The sequence below is a fragment of the SAR324 cluster bacterium genome, from assembly GCA_029245725.1.
Taxonomy (GTDB): domain Bacteria; phylum SAR324; class SAR324; order SAR324; family NAC60-12; genus JCVI-SCAAA005.
Genome location: JAQWOT010000226.1, coordinates 48,274 through 64,033, shown reverse-complemented (window position 1 = coordinate 64,033; position 15,760 = coordinate 48,274). Strand labels below are relative to the sequence as shown.

General features: G+C 47.6%; 22 protein-coding genes and 1 pseudogene. 21 read left to right on the top strand and 2 right to left on the bottom strand.

Features of this window, described 5'->3' with window-relative positions:
* The first annotated feature begins 3 nt into the window (after positions 1–3).
* The 10 genes from P8O70_12390 to P8O70_12345 are packed head-to-tail and all read left to right on the top strand — an operon-like array spanning position 4 to position 6,314.
* Positions 4–642: a hypothetical protein gene (locus tag P8O70_12390; GenBank protein ID MDG2197657.1), complete on the top strand. Its 639-nt coding sequence runs from the start codon at positions 4–6 to the stop codon at positions 640–642.
* Positions 643–981, top strand: coding sequence for a hypothetical protein (locus P8O70_12385; protein ID MDG2197656.1), 339 nt, complete (start codon positions 643–645; stop codon positions 979–981).
* A complete protein-coding gene (locus tag P8O70_12380) occupies positions 947–1,660 on the top strand; it encodes a hypothetical protein (protein MDG2197655.1) in 714 nt (237 codons plus the stop codon). The genes P8O70_12385 and P8O70_12380 overlap by 35 nt, the downstream gene beginning before the upstream one ends.
* A gap of 43 nt (positions 1,661–1,703) precedes the next feature.
* A complete protein-coding gene (locus tag P8O70_12375) occupies positions 1,704–2,189 on the top strand; it encodes a hydrogenase maturation protease (protein MDG2197654.1) in 486 nt (161 codons plus the stop codon).
* Positions 2,186–2,527, top strand: coding sequence for an AAA family ATPase (locus P8O70_12370; protein ID MDG2197653.1), 342 nt, complete (start codon positions 2,186–2,188; stop codon positions 2,525–2,527). Before P8O70_12375 ends, P8O70_12370 begins: the two co-directional genes overlap by 4 nt.
* Entirely contained in the window at positions 2,528–2,962 is a 435-nt protein-coding gene (locus P8O70_12365) for a hypothetical protein (protein MDG2197652.1), read from the top strand. It abuts the gene before it with no gap.
* Positions 2,963–2,964: 2 nt separating this feature from the next.
* A complete protein-coding gene (locus P8O70_12360; GenBank protein ID MDG2197651.1) occupies positions 2,965–3,519 on the top strand; it encodes a hypothetical protein in 555 nt (184 codons plus the stop codon).
* Between the two features lie 23 nt (positions 3,520–3,542).
* Positions 3,543–4,568 carry an ABC transporter substrate-binding protein gene (locus tag P8O70_12355; protein MDG2197650.1) on the top strand — a complete coding sequence of 342 codons (1,026 nt, stop codon included), beginning with the start codon at positions 3,543–3,545 and terminating at the stop codon, positions 4,566–4,568.
* A 6-nt stretch (positions 4,569–4,574) separates the two neighbouring features.
* Positions 4,575–5,564: an iron ABC transporter permease gene (locus tag P8O70_12350; protein ID MDG2197649.1), complete on the top strand. Its 990-nt coding sequence runs from the start codon at positions 4,575–4,577 to the stop codon at positions 5,562–5,564.
* 3 nt (positions 5,565–5,567) lie between these two features.
* Positions 5,568–6,314: an ABC transporter ATP-binding protein gene (locus tag P8O70_12345; protein ID MDG2197648.1), complete on the top strand. Its 747-nt coding sequence runs from the start codon at positions 5,568–5,570 to the stop codon at positions 6,312–6,314.
* A gap of 134 nt (positions 6,315–6,448) precedes the next feature.
* Here P8O70_12345 and P8O70_12340 read toward each other — a convergent pair whose 3' ends face one another.
* The gene (locus P8O70_12340) at positions 6,449–7,054 is read right to left on the bottom strand and encodes a hypothetical protein (protein MDG2197647.1); all 606 of its coding nucleotides are present in this window, start codon (positions 7,052–7,054) and stop codon (positions 6,449–6,451) included.
* Between the two features lie 318 nt (positions 7,055–7,372).
* Here P8O70_12340 and P8O70_12335 point away from each other — a divergent pair, with 318 nt between their 5' ends.
* The 5 genes and pseudogenes from P8O70_12335 (at position 7,373) to hypB (ending at position 11,037) form a co-directional block, all read left to right on the top strand.
* Entirely contained in the window at positions 7,373–7,660 is a 288-nt protein-coding gene (locus P8O70_12335; GenBank protein ID MDG2197646.1) for a HypC/HybG/HupF family hydrogenase formation chaperone, read from the top strand.
* 9 nt (positions 7,661–7,669) lie between these two features.
* The gene (gene hypD, locus P8O70_12330; GenBank protein MDG2197645.1) at positions 7,670–8,812 is read left to right on the top strand and encodes a hydrogenase formation protein HypD; all 1,143 of its coding nucleotides are present in this window, start codon (positions 7,670–7,672) and stop codon (positions 8,810–8,812) included.
* The gene (gene hypE, locus P8O70_12325; protein ID MDG2197644.1) at positions 8,809–9,828 is read left to right on the top strand and encodes a hydrogenase expression/formation protein HypE; all 1,020 of its coding nucleotides are present in this window, start codon (positions 8,809–8,811) and stop codon (positions 9,826–9,828) included. Before hypD ends, hypE begins: the two co-directional genes overlap by 4 nt.
* Entirely contained in the window at positions 9,828–10,157 is a 330-nt protein-coding gene (locus P8O70_12320; protein ID MDG2197643.1) for a hydrogenase maturation nickel metallochaperone HypA, read from the top strand. The genes hypE and P8O70_12320 overlap by 1 nt, the downstream gene beginning before the upstream one ends.
* A 124-nt stretch (positions 10,158–10,281) precedes the next feature.
* A pseudogene (gene hypB / locus P8O70_12315) lies at positions 10,282–11,037 on the top strand (hydrogenase nickel incorporation protein HypB).
* 46 nt (positions 11,038–11,083) lie between these two features.
* Here hypB and P8O70_12310 read toward each other — a convergent pair.
* Complete coding sequence (locus tag P8O70_12310) at positions 11,084–11,950, bottom strand: MipA/OmpV family protein (GenBank protein MDG2197642.1); 867 nt, start codon at positions 11,948–11,950, stop codon at positions 11,084–11,086.
* Between the two features lie 90 nt (positions 11,951–12,040).
* Here P8O70_12310 and P8O70_12305 point away from each other — a divergent pair, with 90 nt between their 5' ends.
* The 6 genes from P8O70_12305 to rplI are packed head-to-tail and all read left to right on the top strand — an operon-like array spanning position 12,041 to position 15,695.
* Positions 12,041–12,649, top strand: a complete 609-nt coding sequence (locus P8O70_12305; GenBank protein MDG2197641.1) for a 50S ribosomal protein L25 — start codon at positions 12,041–12,043, stop codon at positions 12,647–12,649.
* A complete protein-coding gene (gene pth / locus P8O70_12300) occupies positions 12,646–13,209 on the top strand; it encodes an aminoacyl-tRNA hydrolase (protein MDG2197640.1) in 564 nt (187 codons plus the stop codon). Before P8O70_12305 ends, pth begins: the two co-directional genes overlap by 4 nt.
* Before the next feature lie 12 nt (positions 13,210–13,221).
* Positions 13,222–14,313, top strand: coding sequence for a redox-regulated ATPase YchF (gene ychF, locus P8O70_12295; GenBank protein MDG2197639.1), 1,092 nt, complete (start codon positions 13,222–13,224; stop codon positions 14,311–14,313).
* A gap of 55 nt (positions 14,314–14,368) precedes the next feature.
* Complete coding sequence (gene rpsF, locus P8O70_12290; GenBank protein ID MDG2197638.1) at positions 14,369–14,800, top strand: 30S ribosomal protein S6; 432 nt, start codon at positions 14,369–14,371, stop codon at positions 14,798–14,800.
* 21 nt (positions 14,801–14,821) lie between these two features.
* Positions 14,822–15,103, top strand: coding sequence for a 30S ribosomal protein S18 (gene rpsR / locus P8O70_12285; GenBank protein ID MDG2197637.1), 282 nt, complete (start codon positions 14,822–14,824; stop codon positions 15,101–15,103).
* A 25-nt stretch (positions 15,104–15,128) separates the two neighbouring features.
* Complete coding sequence (rplI, locus tag P8O70_12280) at positions 15,129–15,695, top strand: 50S ribosomal protein L9 (protein ID MDG2197636.1); 567 nt, start codon at positions 15,129–15,131, stop codon at positions 15,693–15,695.
* Positions 15,696–15,760 lie beyond the last annotated feature (65 nt).

Below are 15,760 nucleotides of genomic sequence, written 5' to 3'. Positions count from 1 at the left end.
TCCATGCGAGTATTGATCGGCATTGTTGGCCACTCTCCTATCCTCGACCGCTATCCCCTTGGACCGCTGTTGATGCAGGACTTACAGGATAGAGATTGGGGATCCACGATCATCGAAGTTGAGAACATGACTTGGAGTCCGATTCACGTCACCCAACGACTACAAGACCATAAGACCATTTACGATCGCACTGTTCTCATTGGAAGTTCAGCTGGTTGTCTGCGGCCTGGTAATGTTGTTGTCTACAAGTGGATCGGAGGAGAGATGTCGACATTGAAGTTGCAGGAGCGGATGTACGAAGGAGTTACCGGTGTTGTCTCACTCGACAACACACTGGTCATTGGGGACTACTTCAAAGTGTGGCCAAAGGAAGTCTTTACGGTAGAGGTAGATCTACCCGGAGATGCTTTTGGAGAAATTGTAATGGCTGAAAATATGGGCTCTAAAGAGGAAGAATTACTGGAAATTCTTGGCTTCGACCCCGATGTTGTCCGCAAAAAAGTTGCTGATCTAGCCTGGTCTGTAGCACAGTATGGGGCTTCTGGCCGAGAAGCTATTCTGGATAAGTCCGTCAATGATCTCGTAGACTCAGAACTATTTACCAAGTATGAATTCAAGCAACATCTCAACTATGTAAATTGAATGAGCACTGCACTTGATGAATTGGTGCATAAGGAGGAAATCCTCGAGATTTGCTTTTGGTACCAAGGGGAAGGATTTGGGAATGAATTTACAGCACAGACACTCAGTCCTTTCTTGAATCAGCCTACTGACCAGGTGGAGATGATTTTACAGGAACTGTGCGGAACAGGACGAATGGAGCAGACTCCTAGCGGTAGCTATCAGTTTTTAGAGGCAGGTACCAAGGAAGGTGGGAAACTATTTATCGAATCATTCAATGAGATGCAGCAACCCGGACACTATGAATGTGTAGACGGGTGTTGCGATGGAGACGACCATAGCCGCTGCAAACATCACTGACCAGAATACGCAGGAATTTGAGCCACAAGCCCTGCGTGGATTCATGACCAATGAGGAATGGGATCAGTTGTTAGCTAGGGCTGACTACTTGGTCTCCTCCCTAGAGCAAATCGAAGACGATCCGGCACGACGTCGAGTTTTTGAATTGTTGAACGTTCTCGATCAGATTCATCGTGAATCTCTGACTCGTCTGGTTCGTTTATTCAAAGACGGAGTCATGGAGCAGGTCATCACAGATCCACCTATTCGCACACTGATGGATCTATATGATCTACTCCCTACAGCATCAAGCTGTAGTGGTGGTGACTCACAAAGTGTCTCTCTCAACTCTCGCAAGGTGGCACGGTGGATTCCCAGCCGTCACAATGCAGAAAATCTATCAGCTGGCCTACTCTATTCAGATCAGATCGAAGATGTTTTCATTTTTCTCTGTTTTGTTGAGGGGAAAATCTACGCATTTTCAGCAGAGTGCATGGTTAACCATGAGTTGATGTTTGGTGCTCAGATCGATGGCTATACCCTGGTTTGCCCTCACCACCAAGGTTGCTTGTATGATATCCGTAACGGAGCACGATTAGGTAGTGACGCCTACCTTGGCTGCTATCCAGTCAAGAAGGAATCCCCACGAATCTTGATCGGCCTCGATATGCCCTTCATTCCTGAACTCCCCAGTTTCTGAAAGATTGCTCTTGATTGCACAGCATCAGTTGCTTGTTGCAGGAGTGGGCAACATGTTGAATTCTGACGATGCCTTCGGTCCACTTGTTGTTCAAGGCTATCAACAAAGCCACACTCCCCAGACTGGTCTAAAGTTGATGGAAACTGGGATTGGAGGCATCAACATTATTCAGGAAATGCTGCTCAGTTACCAAGGTTTGATTCTAGTTGATGCTTTCGAAGAAAAGTTTCCACCTGGCACACTAAGAGTACTTGAGCCTGTGGTTGAAGACTTGGCCTTGAACGTTCAGCAACAGCGTGATTACTTCGCAGATACACACTATGCTACCCCAGCTAGGGTTCTTCAATTTTTAAAAAATATAGGTAAATTGCCTCCCTATCTAAGAATTTTAGCCTGTGAGCCAAGCAGTCTTGAACCATGCACACTAGAACTCTCAAAAGTTGTCTCAAGAGCTATTCCTGAGGCAGTACAGCTACTCCAACAAATGATTGAAGATCATTTCCATCAACAAAAATCAGGAGCAACATGAGAATCGCAACTGTTGGTAAAGGTGGTTCTGGGAAAACTACTCTTGCTGGAACGTTAGCAAGAATGCTGGCTAGCCGTCAGGAGAAAATTCTGGCTATTGATGGCGACCCCAATCCTAATTTAGCACTGACCTTAGGAATTAGCCGAGAAGATGCCGGAAATATTAATTTCATCCCTCATACAGTCATGAAATTAGAAGAGGACGAAGCTGGAGAACGAGTGCTGAAGATGACACTTTCTCAATCAGATCTATTTCAGCAATACGGCTCAAAGGCACCTGATAATATTGATCTGATCGTCATGGGTCACCCTGCAGATGGAACCGCTGGCAGTGGTTGAATGTGTGCATCTCACCGTGCGGTGCGCGGCCTCATCGTAGAACTGACTGGCTACGGAAAACACACAGTCACTGATATGGAAGCAGGTTTGGAGCATCTCAAGCGAGGAACCGCAAAGAATGTGGATATGATGCTGATCGTGGTAGAGCCCTATTATCGTTCTTTAGAAGCAGGAATGAGGACATTTAAGCTGGCAACCGAGCTAAAGATTCCTCATCTCTATGCTGTCTCTAACAAGGTAAGGACAGAAGCAGATCGGGAAGCCATCGAGACATTCTGTAAGCAACATTCTATGCCAATCATCACGACTATTCCCCATGATGAAAACTTGATTGAATCCGAAAGGAAAGCAATTGCACCGATCGACTTCAATCCAGCAGCCCCATCCATGCAGGCAATCGGTCAAATTGCAGATTGGATTTTGGCTAAAGGATGAGCTTGACTCCCAAACCACCAACACAGGCTGGCCTAGTTGAGTGGGCCAGCCAATTTCCACTAAACGAAAACATAGAAATCACCTGGGGATATCCATATCACTTTGGTGACTTCCTAAAGTATCATTCTGGATCGGCCTTGTGTGGACTCTCACTCGGTTTCAAACTCTCACAATGCCTTTTGGAACAAGGCCTCGGAGCAATTCCAAAAACTGGGGTTAAGATCCGAGGAGCCTTTGGTGGAAAAGGGATGAGAGATGCCTTCAATTATCTTTTTCAACCAGATCATGAAACTGGGTTTACCTTTGATCCAGAGACTGAAGTATCTGTTGAGTGTTCAAATGCCTCTTCTGGCATTTATGCCTTTGAGGTTACATGTCCGGGAGCCCGTTTCCACCTAGGTATCAAACCAGGTGTTGTACGAGATGAATTTTTAGAAGCAGTTCATCTCAGGAATGCTGGTAAACTTCCTCCTGCAGAGGTCCGAGTTTTACAATGGGAGATGTGTCAACGTGTCCTTCCAGCGCCTTCTAACGAAATTTGCAACATAGGGCTATGAGAAGTTTCTTAATCACAATTTGTATGTTTTGGGCCACTTTAGCCAGTGCTCTAGAAGTAGTCGACCAAAAGGGCCGGACAATCCGATTTGAAAATCCAGTCGAGAGAGTGGTCAGCATCCCTATTCCAGCCCCCTCCATGTTCATGTCCATCGACGGTTCAGCTGACAAATTAGTGGGAGTGCATCAGCTTACCAAAACTGCTATGAAAGGTCGGTTTCTCGGTAGGCTTTTCCCAGAAGTGCTTCAATTACCCAGTGATTTTGTTGGTGGTGGATTCAACTTTATGCCCAACATTGAGGGAGTTTTAGCATTGAAGCCAGATTTGGTCTTTCAATGGGGAAACTATGGAGATGAAATCTTCGATCCCTTGACCAACGCTGGTTTAAATGTGGCAGCTATTAAGATTCGGAATGAACAAGACGCACGAGAGTGGATTCGGATCATGTCAACCGTACTTGGTAAGGAAGACAAGGCGCTGAAAATGGTGAATTGGCGTGAACAGACCCTGAAAGAAGTCAAAACCAATTCAGCCAAGATCCAGGAGAAGAAAAATGTTCTCTATTTTCGGCTATTCAAAAACAACTTACAGGTTGCTGGCAAAGGAACCTATAACGATTTCTATATCAATCTCATAGGTGGGATCAATCCTGCTGCAGGAAACAAAGGGTTCTACAATGCAACCCCAGAGCAGGTCGTGGCTTGGAATCCAGACATAGTCCTGATGAATGGATTCGAACCAAAACTTTCTCCCAAAGATTACATCGAACACCCTGTCTTTTCAGTAACTGATGCAGCGATCAATAAGACCGTTTACGCCATGCCACTTGGAGGATATCGTTGGGATCCTCCTAATCAGGAGTCACCTTTGACATGGATGTGGCTAGGGATGCTAACCTATCCAGAGCACCACAGCTATCCACTCCGTGGTGAGATAAAACGTTCTTACAAGATGCTCTATGAGACTGATGCTACTGATTCGGATCTAAATGAGATTCTAAAAATGAAAATGAATGCTGGATCAAAAGGATATACAAACTTATTCAAGTGATCGAAATTGGTTCTGAAAAAACTGGGATTAGTTCTTCTCGCAGTGACTATCCCGGTCCTATATATTACATCAGGTCAACTCAATTCCTCCGTTGCTGATCTTGGCAAAATTCTTGTCAACCTCTTCCATCCCACGTTCGAATTAGACGTGATTGTTGAGCGGGTAATACTGCTCATTAGAATTCCACGCGCACTCACAGCCATGATCTGTGGAGCTGGGTTAGCAGCTTGTGGTTGTGCACTGCAAGGAGTCTTTGCTAATCCTCTGATTGGCCCTCAGATTATCGGGGTATATTCTGGTGCGGCGTTTGGGGGAGCTCTTGGAATTCTCATCTCTGAGAACAGTTTCCTCACACTATCGCTTGCTTTTCTGTTCGGGTTGATCGCAATGATTTTGGTCTTTGTCGTGGCAAGAGTGCAAGGGTACACAAGCCGACTAACACTTGTGCTAGCAGGAATTGTCTCAAGTAGCTTTTTCCTGGCCTTAGTCTCCATGGTAAAGTTCATTGCAGATCCTGATGATAAGCTTCCCGCAATCACTTACTGGTTAATGGGGTCTTTTGCGACAGCAAGTTATGCCAAGATTCAACTCGTTGGCCCTCTCATACTGATCGCACTGCTCGCGTTAATTATCCTGGGATATCGCATTGATGTACTAAACCTCGGTGATGATCATGCCAAATCACTCGGTTTGAATGTAGAGCGTAATCGTTGGTCAGTTTTAGGCCTGGTTACAGTCATTTGTGCTGGCGTAGTTTCTGTCGCTGGAGTCGTCGGCTGGGTTGGGCTTGTCGTACCTCACATTGCAAGAAACTTCTCAAAATCCAATCATTTCTCTCTCTTGATCGTTTCTGCATTCATCGGAGCTTATTACATGATGATCATTGATTATCTTTGCAGAGGGCTAAGTTCAATGGAGATTCCTCTCGGAGTAATCACGGCACTTATTGGTGCTCCTTTTTTTGCGTATCTACTTCGGCGGAGGCTGGAATCCTAAGGTATGAATCAGACGATCCTAGCTGCTTCAGATTTAGCAGTACAAAGAGGGAAAAAGCAGCTGATCGAGAGCCTGGATTTCAAACTTCCTAAAGGCTCTAGTTTAGGAGTTGTTGGACCCAACGGTGTGGGCAAAAGCTCGTTGCTTCGGATACTGGCTGGACTCGATCGTCCTGCATCGGGAAGTGTAACAGTTGAGGGCACAGTTGCGTTTTTGCCTCAAGATATAAACCTTAAGAGCGACCTAGATGTTCTTGAGATGGTTTTACTGGGGCGGACCCGATATCTCAAATGGTACCAGCAGCCAAATTCTATCGATCGTGCAGAGGCAGAAAGATGGTTAGAGATGATGTCGCTCGGGCATCTGGCAACAACCTCTTTCATGACACTAAGTGGAGGCCAAAAACAGTTCGTGTTGATTGCACAAGCTCTCACTTCCGAATGCAATTTGCTCATCTTGGATGAACCTAGCTCTGCTTTGGATTTGCAGAACCAAGAAAAACTATTTGCAATTTTGACGAAACTACAGGAAACAAACGCACTAACATTTGTATTTTCTACACATGATCCAAACCAAGCTTATCATCACTGTGAGCAACTCATGATGTTAGGTTTTGGCCAAAAGCAGCATGGACAATGTAAAGAAATTATGAATGTGATTTCTCTACAAGAAATTTATAATGTTAACTTTGAGGAGTTTTACTGGAGCAAGTGTGATTTGAAATACTTTGTTCATGTGCCTAAGACATAACCCTCAACAAAATACTAATTTGAATCAGTTTATTTATCGCTAAAAATAGTTCAATTACTTGCTTAAGTAAACAAATCCAAGCTTATTAATTCAATCATATGCTCTTGAAACCAGACCTGATTTCAACTGGTTGGTCAAACAGGTATCGATACCCATTCTCCAGTTTTGGATCTCATTTGTGTTTGCCGAATGATTTGTCTCATGTTCGGCCACAGCTTATCGAAAATTTCTTCAATATTTAACTGAAACTGTAGATCACTGACTTGAAGCTGAATCTGATTCTGCTCAAGAACATTGAGTAAGTAATTCCTAATCTTCTCGAAAGACTTCTGATTCTTCGGCATCAACTCTTCTAATTTCACTGGACGAAAAGAATTTGATTCTCCGGTGTGTTCCGTGATGTTTTCCTGAGCAACCAAGATGGTTTGCTGCTCTCTTTCTGATATTTTCAAAACTTCTGCCTTAGATTGCTGATCTACTCCTTTTAGAATAATTGTTTCAGAACTAGGAATCTGTACATTCCCGAGTTCTGAGACTTTGAACACTATGCTTTGGAAGCCAGCCAAGGCTTGAGCAAATAATGTCTTTCCAACTCCTCTAGAACCAATAATCGCCACTCTCTTCACCTGATCATCTTTCAGAGTTTCCAGTTCCCAATTCATTTCATCTGTGAACATCATTTGCTCAACTCGCATCGGACGCTGATCAACTACCCAAAATCCTGTCTTGTTTTCTGACACTTGTTTCTCCACGCTCTGAACTTGATGAATATTTGTTGTTTTCAGCAATACACTGACTTCAGAGTCCGTCGCATTCTGGCAACAATACAAACATTCATAGTTAGTTACCAAAAAATGAGACCCCTGTAGATCTTCAATAGATTTAATTATTGTTGTTGACTAGAAATTCAGTCTCTGAAACAACTACCCGAAGCGCAGCAGGGTGTGCAAGTTCAAACCACCGCACAACGAACTAACAATATTGGTTGAAAGCACTTACTGACAATCAGCAAAAGTAATGCTCAAAAAATCTAACCAGACGCATATTAAGGAAAACTCATGTGTTTAGGAATCCCTGGTCAAATTGAAAAAATTATCGACAAGTCCAAGTTTCTTGGAGAAGTCAGTGTGGGTGGACTCCGACGACCCGTCAATCTCGCCTGCCTGCAAAACGACGTGAATGACTTGGAAGAACTGATCGGCGACTGGGTCCTGATTCACGTGGGCTTTGCGATGAGTCGCATTGACCCACAGGAAGCACAGCGAACCCTAGAACTTCTCACCAAACTCGGTGAAATGCAGGATGAATGGCACGAAGCACAGACCTCTTTACAAGCCGTCAACTAGGAGAGTCCGATGAAATACATTCAGGAATTTCGTGATCCTGAAAAGGCAAAGTTTCTCCTTCAAGGCATTGAACACCTGACACAACAACTCAACGCCACAGCTGAAAAACCAATCCGCCTGATGGAGGTGTGTGGCGGTCATACGCACACGATCTTCAAGTTTGGCTTGGAAGAATTGCTGCCTAGGGGAATCGATCTGATTCATGGCCCAGGCTGTCCCGTCTGTGTGCTACCAATGAACCGCGTTGACGACTGTGTGTCGATTGCAGAACGCGAAGATGTGATTCTGACGACCTTCGGTGACGCAATGCGGGTTCCTGGTTCTCACAAGAGCCTGCTGCAGGCCAAGGCTGCTGGTCAGGACATCCGGATGGTCTATTCACCAATGGATGCTCTTCAGTTGGCACGGAACAATCCAGAGCACAATGTGGTGTTCTTTGGACTCGGCTTCGAGACAACGATGCCTAGCACCGCTTTTACTGTGCTACAGGCTAAAGCAGAGCAGATCCCAAACTTTTTCCTGTTCTGTAATCACATCACGATCATCCCAACCTTGCGGGCAATTCTCGCTGATTCGGATCTACGCCTCGATGGTTTCATTGGGCCTGGACATGTCAGCATGATTATTGGTACCGAAGGGTACGATTTTATCGCCTCTGAACATCGGAAACCCTTTGTTGTTGCTGGTTTTGAACCCTTGGATATCCTGCAGTCGGTCTGGATGTTACTCAAACAATTTGAGGAACAACGCTGTGAGGTAGAGAATCAGTACCGCCGAGTTGTTCCTACCCAAGGCAACTTGGCTGCGCAACAGGCCATGGATCAAGTCTTCCAACTACGTGAACAATTCGAGTGGCGGGGCCTGGGTTCGATCCCTGAATCGGGGGTGGAGATGCGACCAGAATTTGTAGATTTTGATGCTGAGAAGGTCTTTGCCGTTCGGGATGTTCCCGTTGTTGATCCTGCTGAATGTCAGTGTGGTGAGGTACTCAAGGGGCGGCTCAAACCCTGGCAATGCCAGGTCTTTGGCAAATCCTGTACACCCGATAATCCAATCGGGGCCTTGATGGTCTCTTCTGAGGGTGCCTGTGCCGCCTACTACAACTATGGTTCTCGCTGGCGTGAACAAGCCGAGGTGGAAGCCACCTTATGAGTGACGCCCGGGATACGATCACCCTGGCACATGGAGGTGGTGGACGCGCTACTCGTAGCTTGATTGAAGGAACAATCCTCCGACACTTTGGCAAACCTGATCCCAAGGGATTGCAAGATCATGCAGAATTATCACCCCCACCAGGACATCGAATCGCCTTCACAACCGACAGCTTTGTTGTGCAACCGCTCTTCTTTCCGGGTGGTGACATCGGCAAACTGGCGATCAATGGAACCGTAAATGACCTGGCTGTCAGTGGTGCGATTCCTCAGGTATTGAGTTGCGGATTGATTCTCGAAGAAGGACTGGAATTGTCGGTACTGGAGCAGGTTATAGCCTCTATGGCTACTGCCGCAACCAAGGCCCAAGTACAGATCGTCACAGGAGATATCAAGGTGGTTGAGAAAGGCGCGGCAGATCAGCTATTCATCAATACGGCTGGAATTGGCTTTTTGCCAGAAAATCGAAACATCACTTCGTGGCGAGCTGAAGTTGGTGATGCTGTCTTAGTCAATCATTTCCTCGGAGATCACGGCGCTGCCATCGTTGATGCACGGGGTGAGCTTTCCTTGCAAATTCCCGTAGAGAGTGACTGCCAGCCACTGAATGGCCTGATCGCTGAGATGCTCACAGTTTGCCCAGAGATTCATTGCCTGCGTGATGCCACTCGGGGAGGAATCGCGACCGTTCTGAACGAATTTGCCCAGGATTCTGGAGTCTGCATTCACCTCTGGGAACAACAGATTTCAGTTCGTGAAGTAGTTCAGGGGGTCTGCGAAATCCTGGGACTAGATCCGCTCTACTTGGCCAATGAAGGAACTCTCGTTGCTCTCGTTCCTGCTGATCAGGCAGAGGCCGTACTAAGTGCCATGTGTGCTCACCCAGCTGGCCAGCATAGCTGCCAGATAGGAGTTGTCTCAGAATCTCCTAAGGGACGTGTCATTCTTCAGACTGCCTTTGGAGGAGAACGGGTTGTCGATGTGCTCTACGGTGAGCAGCTTCCACGAATCTGCTAATGCATGAACTCAGCATCACTCAAAACCTGGTGGCCATTGTTGAAGAACACGCCCAAGGACAACGAGTCAAGAGGGTCACTCTGGAAATTGGCAAGCTGAGCGGCGTCATGGCTGAGGCAATCCACTTCTGTTTCGGAGCCTGTACCGAAAATACACTGCTCGCTGGAGCACAACTCGAAATACTGGAACCAGAGGGTGAAGTTACCTATCGCCGTTGTGGTCTCGAATTCACCGTGCAGCAACTTTACGACGTCTGTGACTGCGGATCTGCCTCGCTGGCTGTTCGCTCCGGAGACCAACTCAACATCAAGGAAATGGAGCTTAGCTAATTTGTTAGACTTGTGGCTGTTCCGAAGGAGCAGCAGTGATGATGACTCATCTACAGAAGGGACGTTCACCAATCATGATTGACGGACTCCAAGCTCACTCTCACCACATAGCCCTGCTGACAGTCACGAACACAGCCATCATCACCATGAGCACGGCCATGAGCATCACAATCACACCCATGAGCACATCCATGACGAGCAAGGCCGTGTCATCCCTTTAGGCACTCATTTACTGGCTAAGAATGACCAACTTTCTGCCGAGAATCGTGCCCGGTTTGCAGAGCAAAGAATTTGTGTACTGAACTTGGTCAGCTCTCCCGGTTCGGGCAAAACCACTCTCTTGGAAAAAACTCTATCTGATTTGAAGGGAGAACTACCGATCGCAGTAGTGGAAGGAGAACAAACCACCCTACACGACGCTGAACAAATTCGGGCGACTGGTTGTGAGGTAATCCAGATCAATACGGGCACGGGCTGTCATCTGGAAGCAGACATGTTACGTAGGGGAGTCGATAAGCTCCATTTGCACGAAAGCAACCGGCTCTTCTTGGAGAATGTGGGCAACCTGGTTTGCCCTGCTTTGTTTGACCTCGGCGAATGGGCCAAGGTCGTCATCCTCTCTGTCACCGAAGGGGAGGACAAACCGCTGAAATATCCACACATGTTCCGGGCCGCTCAATTGATGCTGCTGAACAAGGTAGATCTACTGCCCTACCTACAATTTGATTTGGATCGCTGTCTCACAGCAGCCTTGGAGATCAACCCTACTCTGAAGATTTTACAGGTCTCTGCAACAACAGGAGAAGGAATGGAGGAGTGGTATGATTGGATTCAGCTGCAGCAGGAAACTTTGCCAAAAGTTGCTTCGGATCTCTCCTGAAGTAAGTCATTCAAGCATTCCAAGAAAGTTTGAATTTTTTCAGAAATCATTTTCTACGAGTCACTGAAGCATCACTGGCAGCCAAAGCCAGAATGATTCCTAAAACCCATCCTTCGTTCTTGTTTGCAACCACCAGCGGACTGTCTTTAACCACACTGTTTTCGAGTACCCGGCGATACCGCAGGACAAAAAGATATAGACTGCGAGTGAATTGAGCAGTAAAGCGAAGATTTTCATTGAAGGAAATCAAGCCGGCAGAAGGTGTGTAGGCAGGACGATCTGGCAAAGTATTGTCTGCTTTCACTTCATAGTAGGTACGGTTAAAGTTTTCATCTCCGTATTCCCATGATACTCCGAGGGCCAGTGCATAGTTGGAATCTCGATCAAAAGCGTCCACTGAAATCCCTGGAGCAAAAGAATTCCCAGCATAACGGAAGCCACCTCCCAGAGTACTTTTGCTGAGCAATGGAAAATCGACAGTCACGCGCTCTCCCAGGTACCAATCGAGTGTCAGCCCGATACCAATCAGCGCTTGGATATCTTCCATACCACGACGCGTGTAATTCTTCGTACGAATGACTTTATCGGAAGAACCATCCGCTCCAGGTGGAGGCAATTCATTCAGATCATCCGATTCCACGGGCAACTCTGCTCCAAAAGCCATCTCCAAGCGCAGATCTGGGGTAAAATCTGTGAATAGCCTGGGGACCCCCGACACATCAACTTGCTCTGAACGGAGAATGCCATAGGGCAGATTGATGCTCCGTTGGTAATAGTGATTGGAACCGGTGTAGTGCGGTAGCTGTCCTGCAGCGTGGATAATCCCTAGTTCCCAGCGTGGACGCTCCCGTGCTGAGAGACTCTGCGACCAGATCAGTAGCCCGATCAAAGTACACCAGATCAGTCGAATCATTCTGAATTCCTGTAAAATCAATTGAATTTATTTCTGTACGATGCTATAAAGGTCGTTTTTCTTTTTGCAACCCCATTCGGGCAAACCGACATGTCTGAAGAAACTTTGGTCGCCTACAAGCGCACCGACATGGGCAAGAAAGCCATCCAGCAGTTGCGTCGTGCAAATCGCATCCCCGCAGTTGTTTATGGAGGTGAGAACAACCTGAACCTCGAAATGGATGAGGTCAAAACTCGCCAACTATTGAGCCGACTAACCATCGCCCACAAGCTCTTGAAACTTGAAATCAGGGAACCTGACGCCAAAAAAGGAGAAGTCCGTCAGGTACTGCTGCAGGATGTGCAAAAACATGTTTACAAGCCCCTCTTGATCCATCTTGACTTCCGTGAGTTGGATCCGGAACATTCGATCAACCTGCGTGTTCCCTTGAAAACCGTGGGAGAGAGTCCAGGAGTTCGCAAAGGAGGTGTTCTTCAACTGGTCGCACGAGATGTTCCTGTCAATTGTAAGCCAGATGCAATCCCCGATTATGTTGAGGTGGATGTTTCCACTCTCGATTTTGGTGGCAACCTGAGAATCCAGGACGTCCGCTTGCCTGAGCAAGTGGAACTGAGGGCCAAGGCCAACTATAGCATTGCCTCCATTGTTGGTCGTGCAGTTCGTATTGCACAAGCTGCCGCTACGGCCGACAATCCGTGAAATTGATCGCGGGACTGGGGAATCCAGGACTGCAGTATGAACAGACACCACACAACGCTGGTTTCTGGTTGATCAACGCCTTGTCGGAGGCTTGGCGCTGTGAGGTTGGTTCTGAGAAGTTTCAAGCGATGATGGGTCGCCACGGAAGTGGAGATCAATCGGTGATTCTGTTGAAGCCCCTCACTTTCATGAATCATAGCGGCCAGGCGGTTGCAGCATGCGCACGCTTCTACAAGATAGACCCTCCTGACATTGTCATTTGTACAGATGATCTTGATCTGGCTCCTGGCAAAGCGCGATTGCGCTCTGGTGGAGGGCACGGGGGACACAATGGCTTGCGCTCCGTGATGGAGCACTTGAATTCTGACAGCTTTCGGCGTGTCCGACTTGGCATTGGTCGACCACCTGCGGACGTACCAACTGTTGATTATGTTTTGCGACGCTGGAGCCAAGAAGCCAGACAACAATGTCAGACACTGATTCGCCAGGTTTTTCCTCTGCTGGAAAAGTTCATCAGCGGTGCAAACTTTCCTCAGACCTCACTTAACGCACCTCACTGAAGTTGGCTCCACATGGCTCTGGAAGTTGGAATCGTTGGGTTGCCCAACGTTGGCAAATCCACGCTCTTTCGAGCGCTTACACGCGTTGAAGCAGAAGCCGCCAACTACCCTTTCTGCACGATCGAACCCAACGTAGGGATGGTGCCGGTTCGAGATCCACGCTTGCAGCGCTTGACCGAGTTGGTTGAACCAAACCAGACGATCCCAGCTATGTTACGGGTGGTAGATATTGCGGGACTGGTTAAAGGAGCTAGCCAAGGAGAGGGATTAGGCAATCAGTTTCTCAGTCATATCCGTCAGGTTGACGCGATTGCACACGTCGTTCGTTGCTTTGCTGATGAGAATGTGGTTCATGTTGATGGGTCACCAGATCCGATACGAGACATCGAGGTCATCCAAACTGAATTGGTTTTGTCTGACTTAGAGCAGGTTGAGCGAAAATTGGAACGACTGCGTAAACAGGCCAAGGGCAATCGAGAGGCTGCAGCAGCAATTCCAGTTTTTGAAAAAATGTTAGCCCATCTGGGAGATGGTAAACTAGCACGCTCCGGAGATTGGTCTGTGGAAGAGTTAGTGATCTTTGCAGAGCTAAGCTTGATCACCAGTAAGCCGTCCCTCTACATCGCCAATGTCTCCGAAGAGGGACTGAGTGAGGCCTCAGAATTTGAAGTTGCTCTGCGAGAGTTGGCTGCGCGAGAACAGGTCGAAGTCATTCCAATCTGTGCTCAGGTGGAATCAGAGTTGGCAGAAATGGAAGAAGAGGAAGCCCGGGCATTTATGGAAGAGATGGGCATTCGTCACTCTGGAACCGTACAACTCGCACGATCTGGTTACCAATTGCTGAATCAGATCACATATTTCACCGCGGGCAAAAAGGAAGTTCGAGCCTGGGAGGTTCAACGTGGATTTTCTGCCCCCCAGGCCGCTGGTAAAATTCATAGCGATTTCGAGAAGGGTTTCATCCGTGCCGAAGTTTACCACTTCGATGACTTAGATTCCCTCGGTTCGGAAACAGCGGTCCGTGAAGCCGGACGCTGGCGTCTGGAAGGACGCGATTACGTTGTTCAGGACGGTGACATTATGCACTTTCGATTTAATGTCTAACGTCTACTTTCCTTGCCTGTATCAGCGGGCCTAACGCTCAAAAGGAAAATTATCCATGGTGCGAGACTACGAGGCGGTGTTCATCACTTCCGCCGATTTAAATAGTGAAGAACAAGCAGAGTTGCTTGCCCGTGTACGCGGTTTTGTAGCACGCTTTGAGGGGCAGATTTGCCGTGAATATCTTTGGGGACAACGTAAGTTGGCCTACCCAATTAAGAAGAAGGACTATGGCATCTATCATCTCTGGTACCTCAGTGGTGATGGGGCAATGCTGGAAGAGTTGGAGCGCCAGTTCGGTTATTCAGAGCAAGTGATCCGAGCCCAGATCATCAAAGTTGAAGACTGGGAAAGCGCAGCAGCCAAATTTGAGAGTCTCGTTGAATTGAAACCGGTGGAGGAAGCCAGCGAAGAAGAGAAAGTTGAAGAAGACGATGACTCTGATGCGGTTGAGACTGAAGAAGAACCCACTGAAACCAACGAAGACTAAGACCCCAATCAGGAACGAGAGATGGCCAAGAAAAAGAAAAAACGCCCGATGCGCAGTGTCCCCAACAGCATCCTTCTACGTCGCAAGCGCAAAGTTTGTCCTTTCAAGGAAGCTGGCATCGAAGAGATTGATTACAAAGATCTGGAGTTGTTGAAGTCCTATGTGACCGAGGGTGGAAAGATTGTTCCGAGCCGCATTTCTGGCGTATCAGCGCCATATCAACGCAAGCTGGCGATCGCGATCAAGCGAGCTCGTAATCTGGCTCTGTTATCTTTCACCGCGGGCTACATCCCCCAGAACTAACGCACCCTGTCGTTGAGGTAATCCAGTGAAACTGATCCTGAAACAAGAAGTGCCTAATCTTGGCACACTCGGTGACGTCGTTGACGTCAAGCCCGGTTATGCACGAAACTACCTGTTGCCTCGGGGCTTGGCGTTGCCAGTTACTGGTCAGCAGTCGAATGAATTCCGGCATCACATGCAGTATCTGGAAAAGATGCGCAAAGGGGAGATTGCCCAAGCTCAGCAAAAGGCAGCCCTGATGAAAGTGCTGGATCTTGAAGTCACCCGTAAGGCTGGCCCAGGTGGTCGCCTGTTCGGTTCCGTAAACAACCGAGACATTCAAGAAGTCTTCGAAGCCGCGGGCTACTCTGTAGAGCGTCGAGCAATCCTGCTACCAGTACCGATCCGCAACGTTGGAACTCACACCTTCACTGTTCGGGTTCACACCGAAGTCTCGATTGAAATGAGCATCCGTGTGTTGGCAGAGTTCGATCCAAACGCCGCACCTCCAGAAGCCGAAGTGGCTGCAACCACCGAGGCTGGAGAAGAAGCAATTGAGGAAACTGAAGCGACTGCGGAAGAAGAATCCGCCGAAGCAGCAGAAGCTTCCTGACTGTCAATTATCATAGGAGGTTCTGGCCTCCTGTCCCCTCCACTGTCTGCGTTCCTCAGTGACCT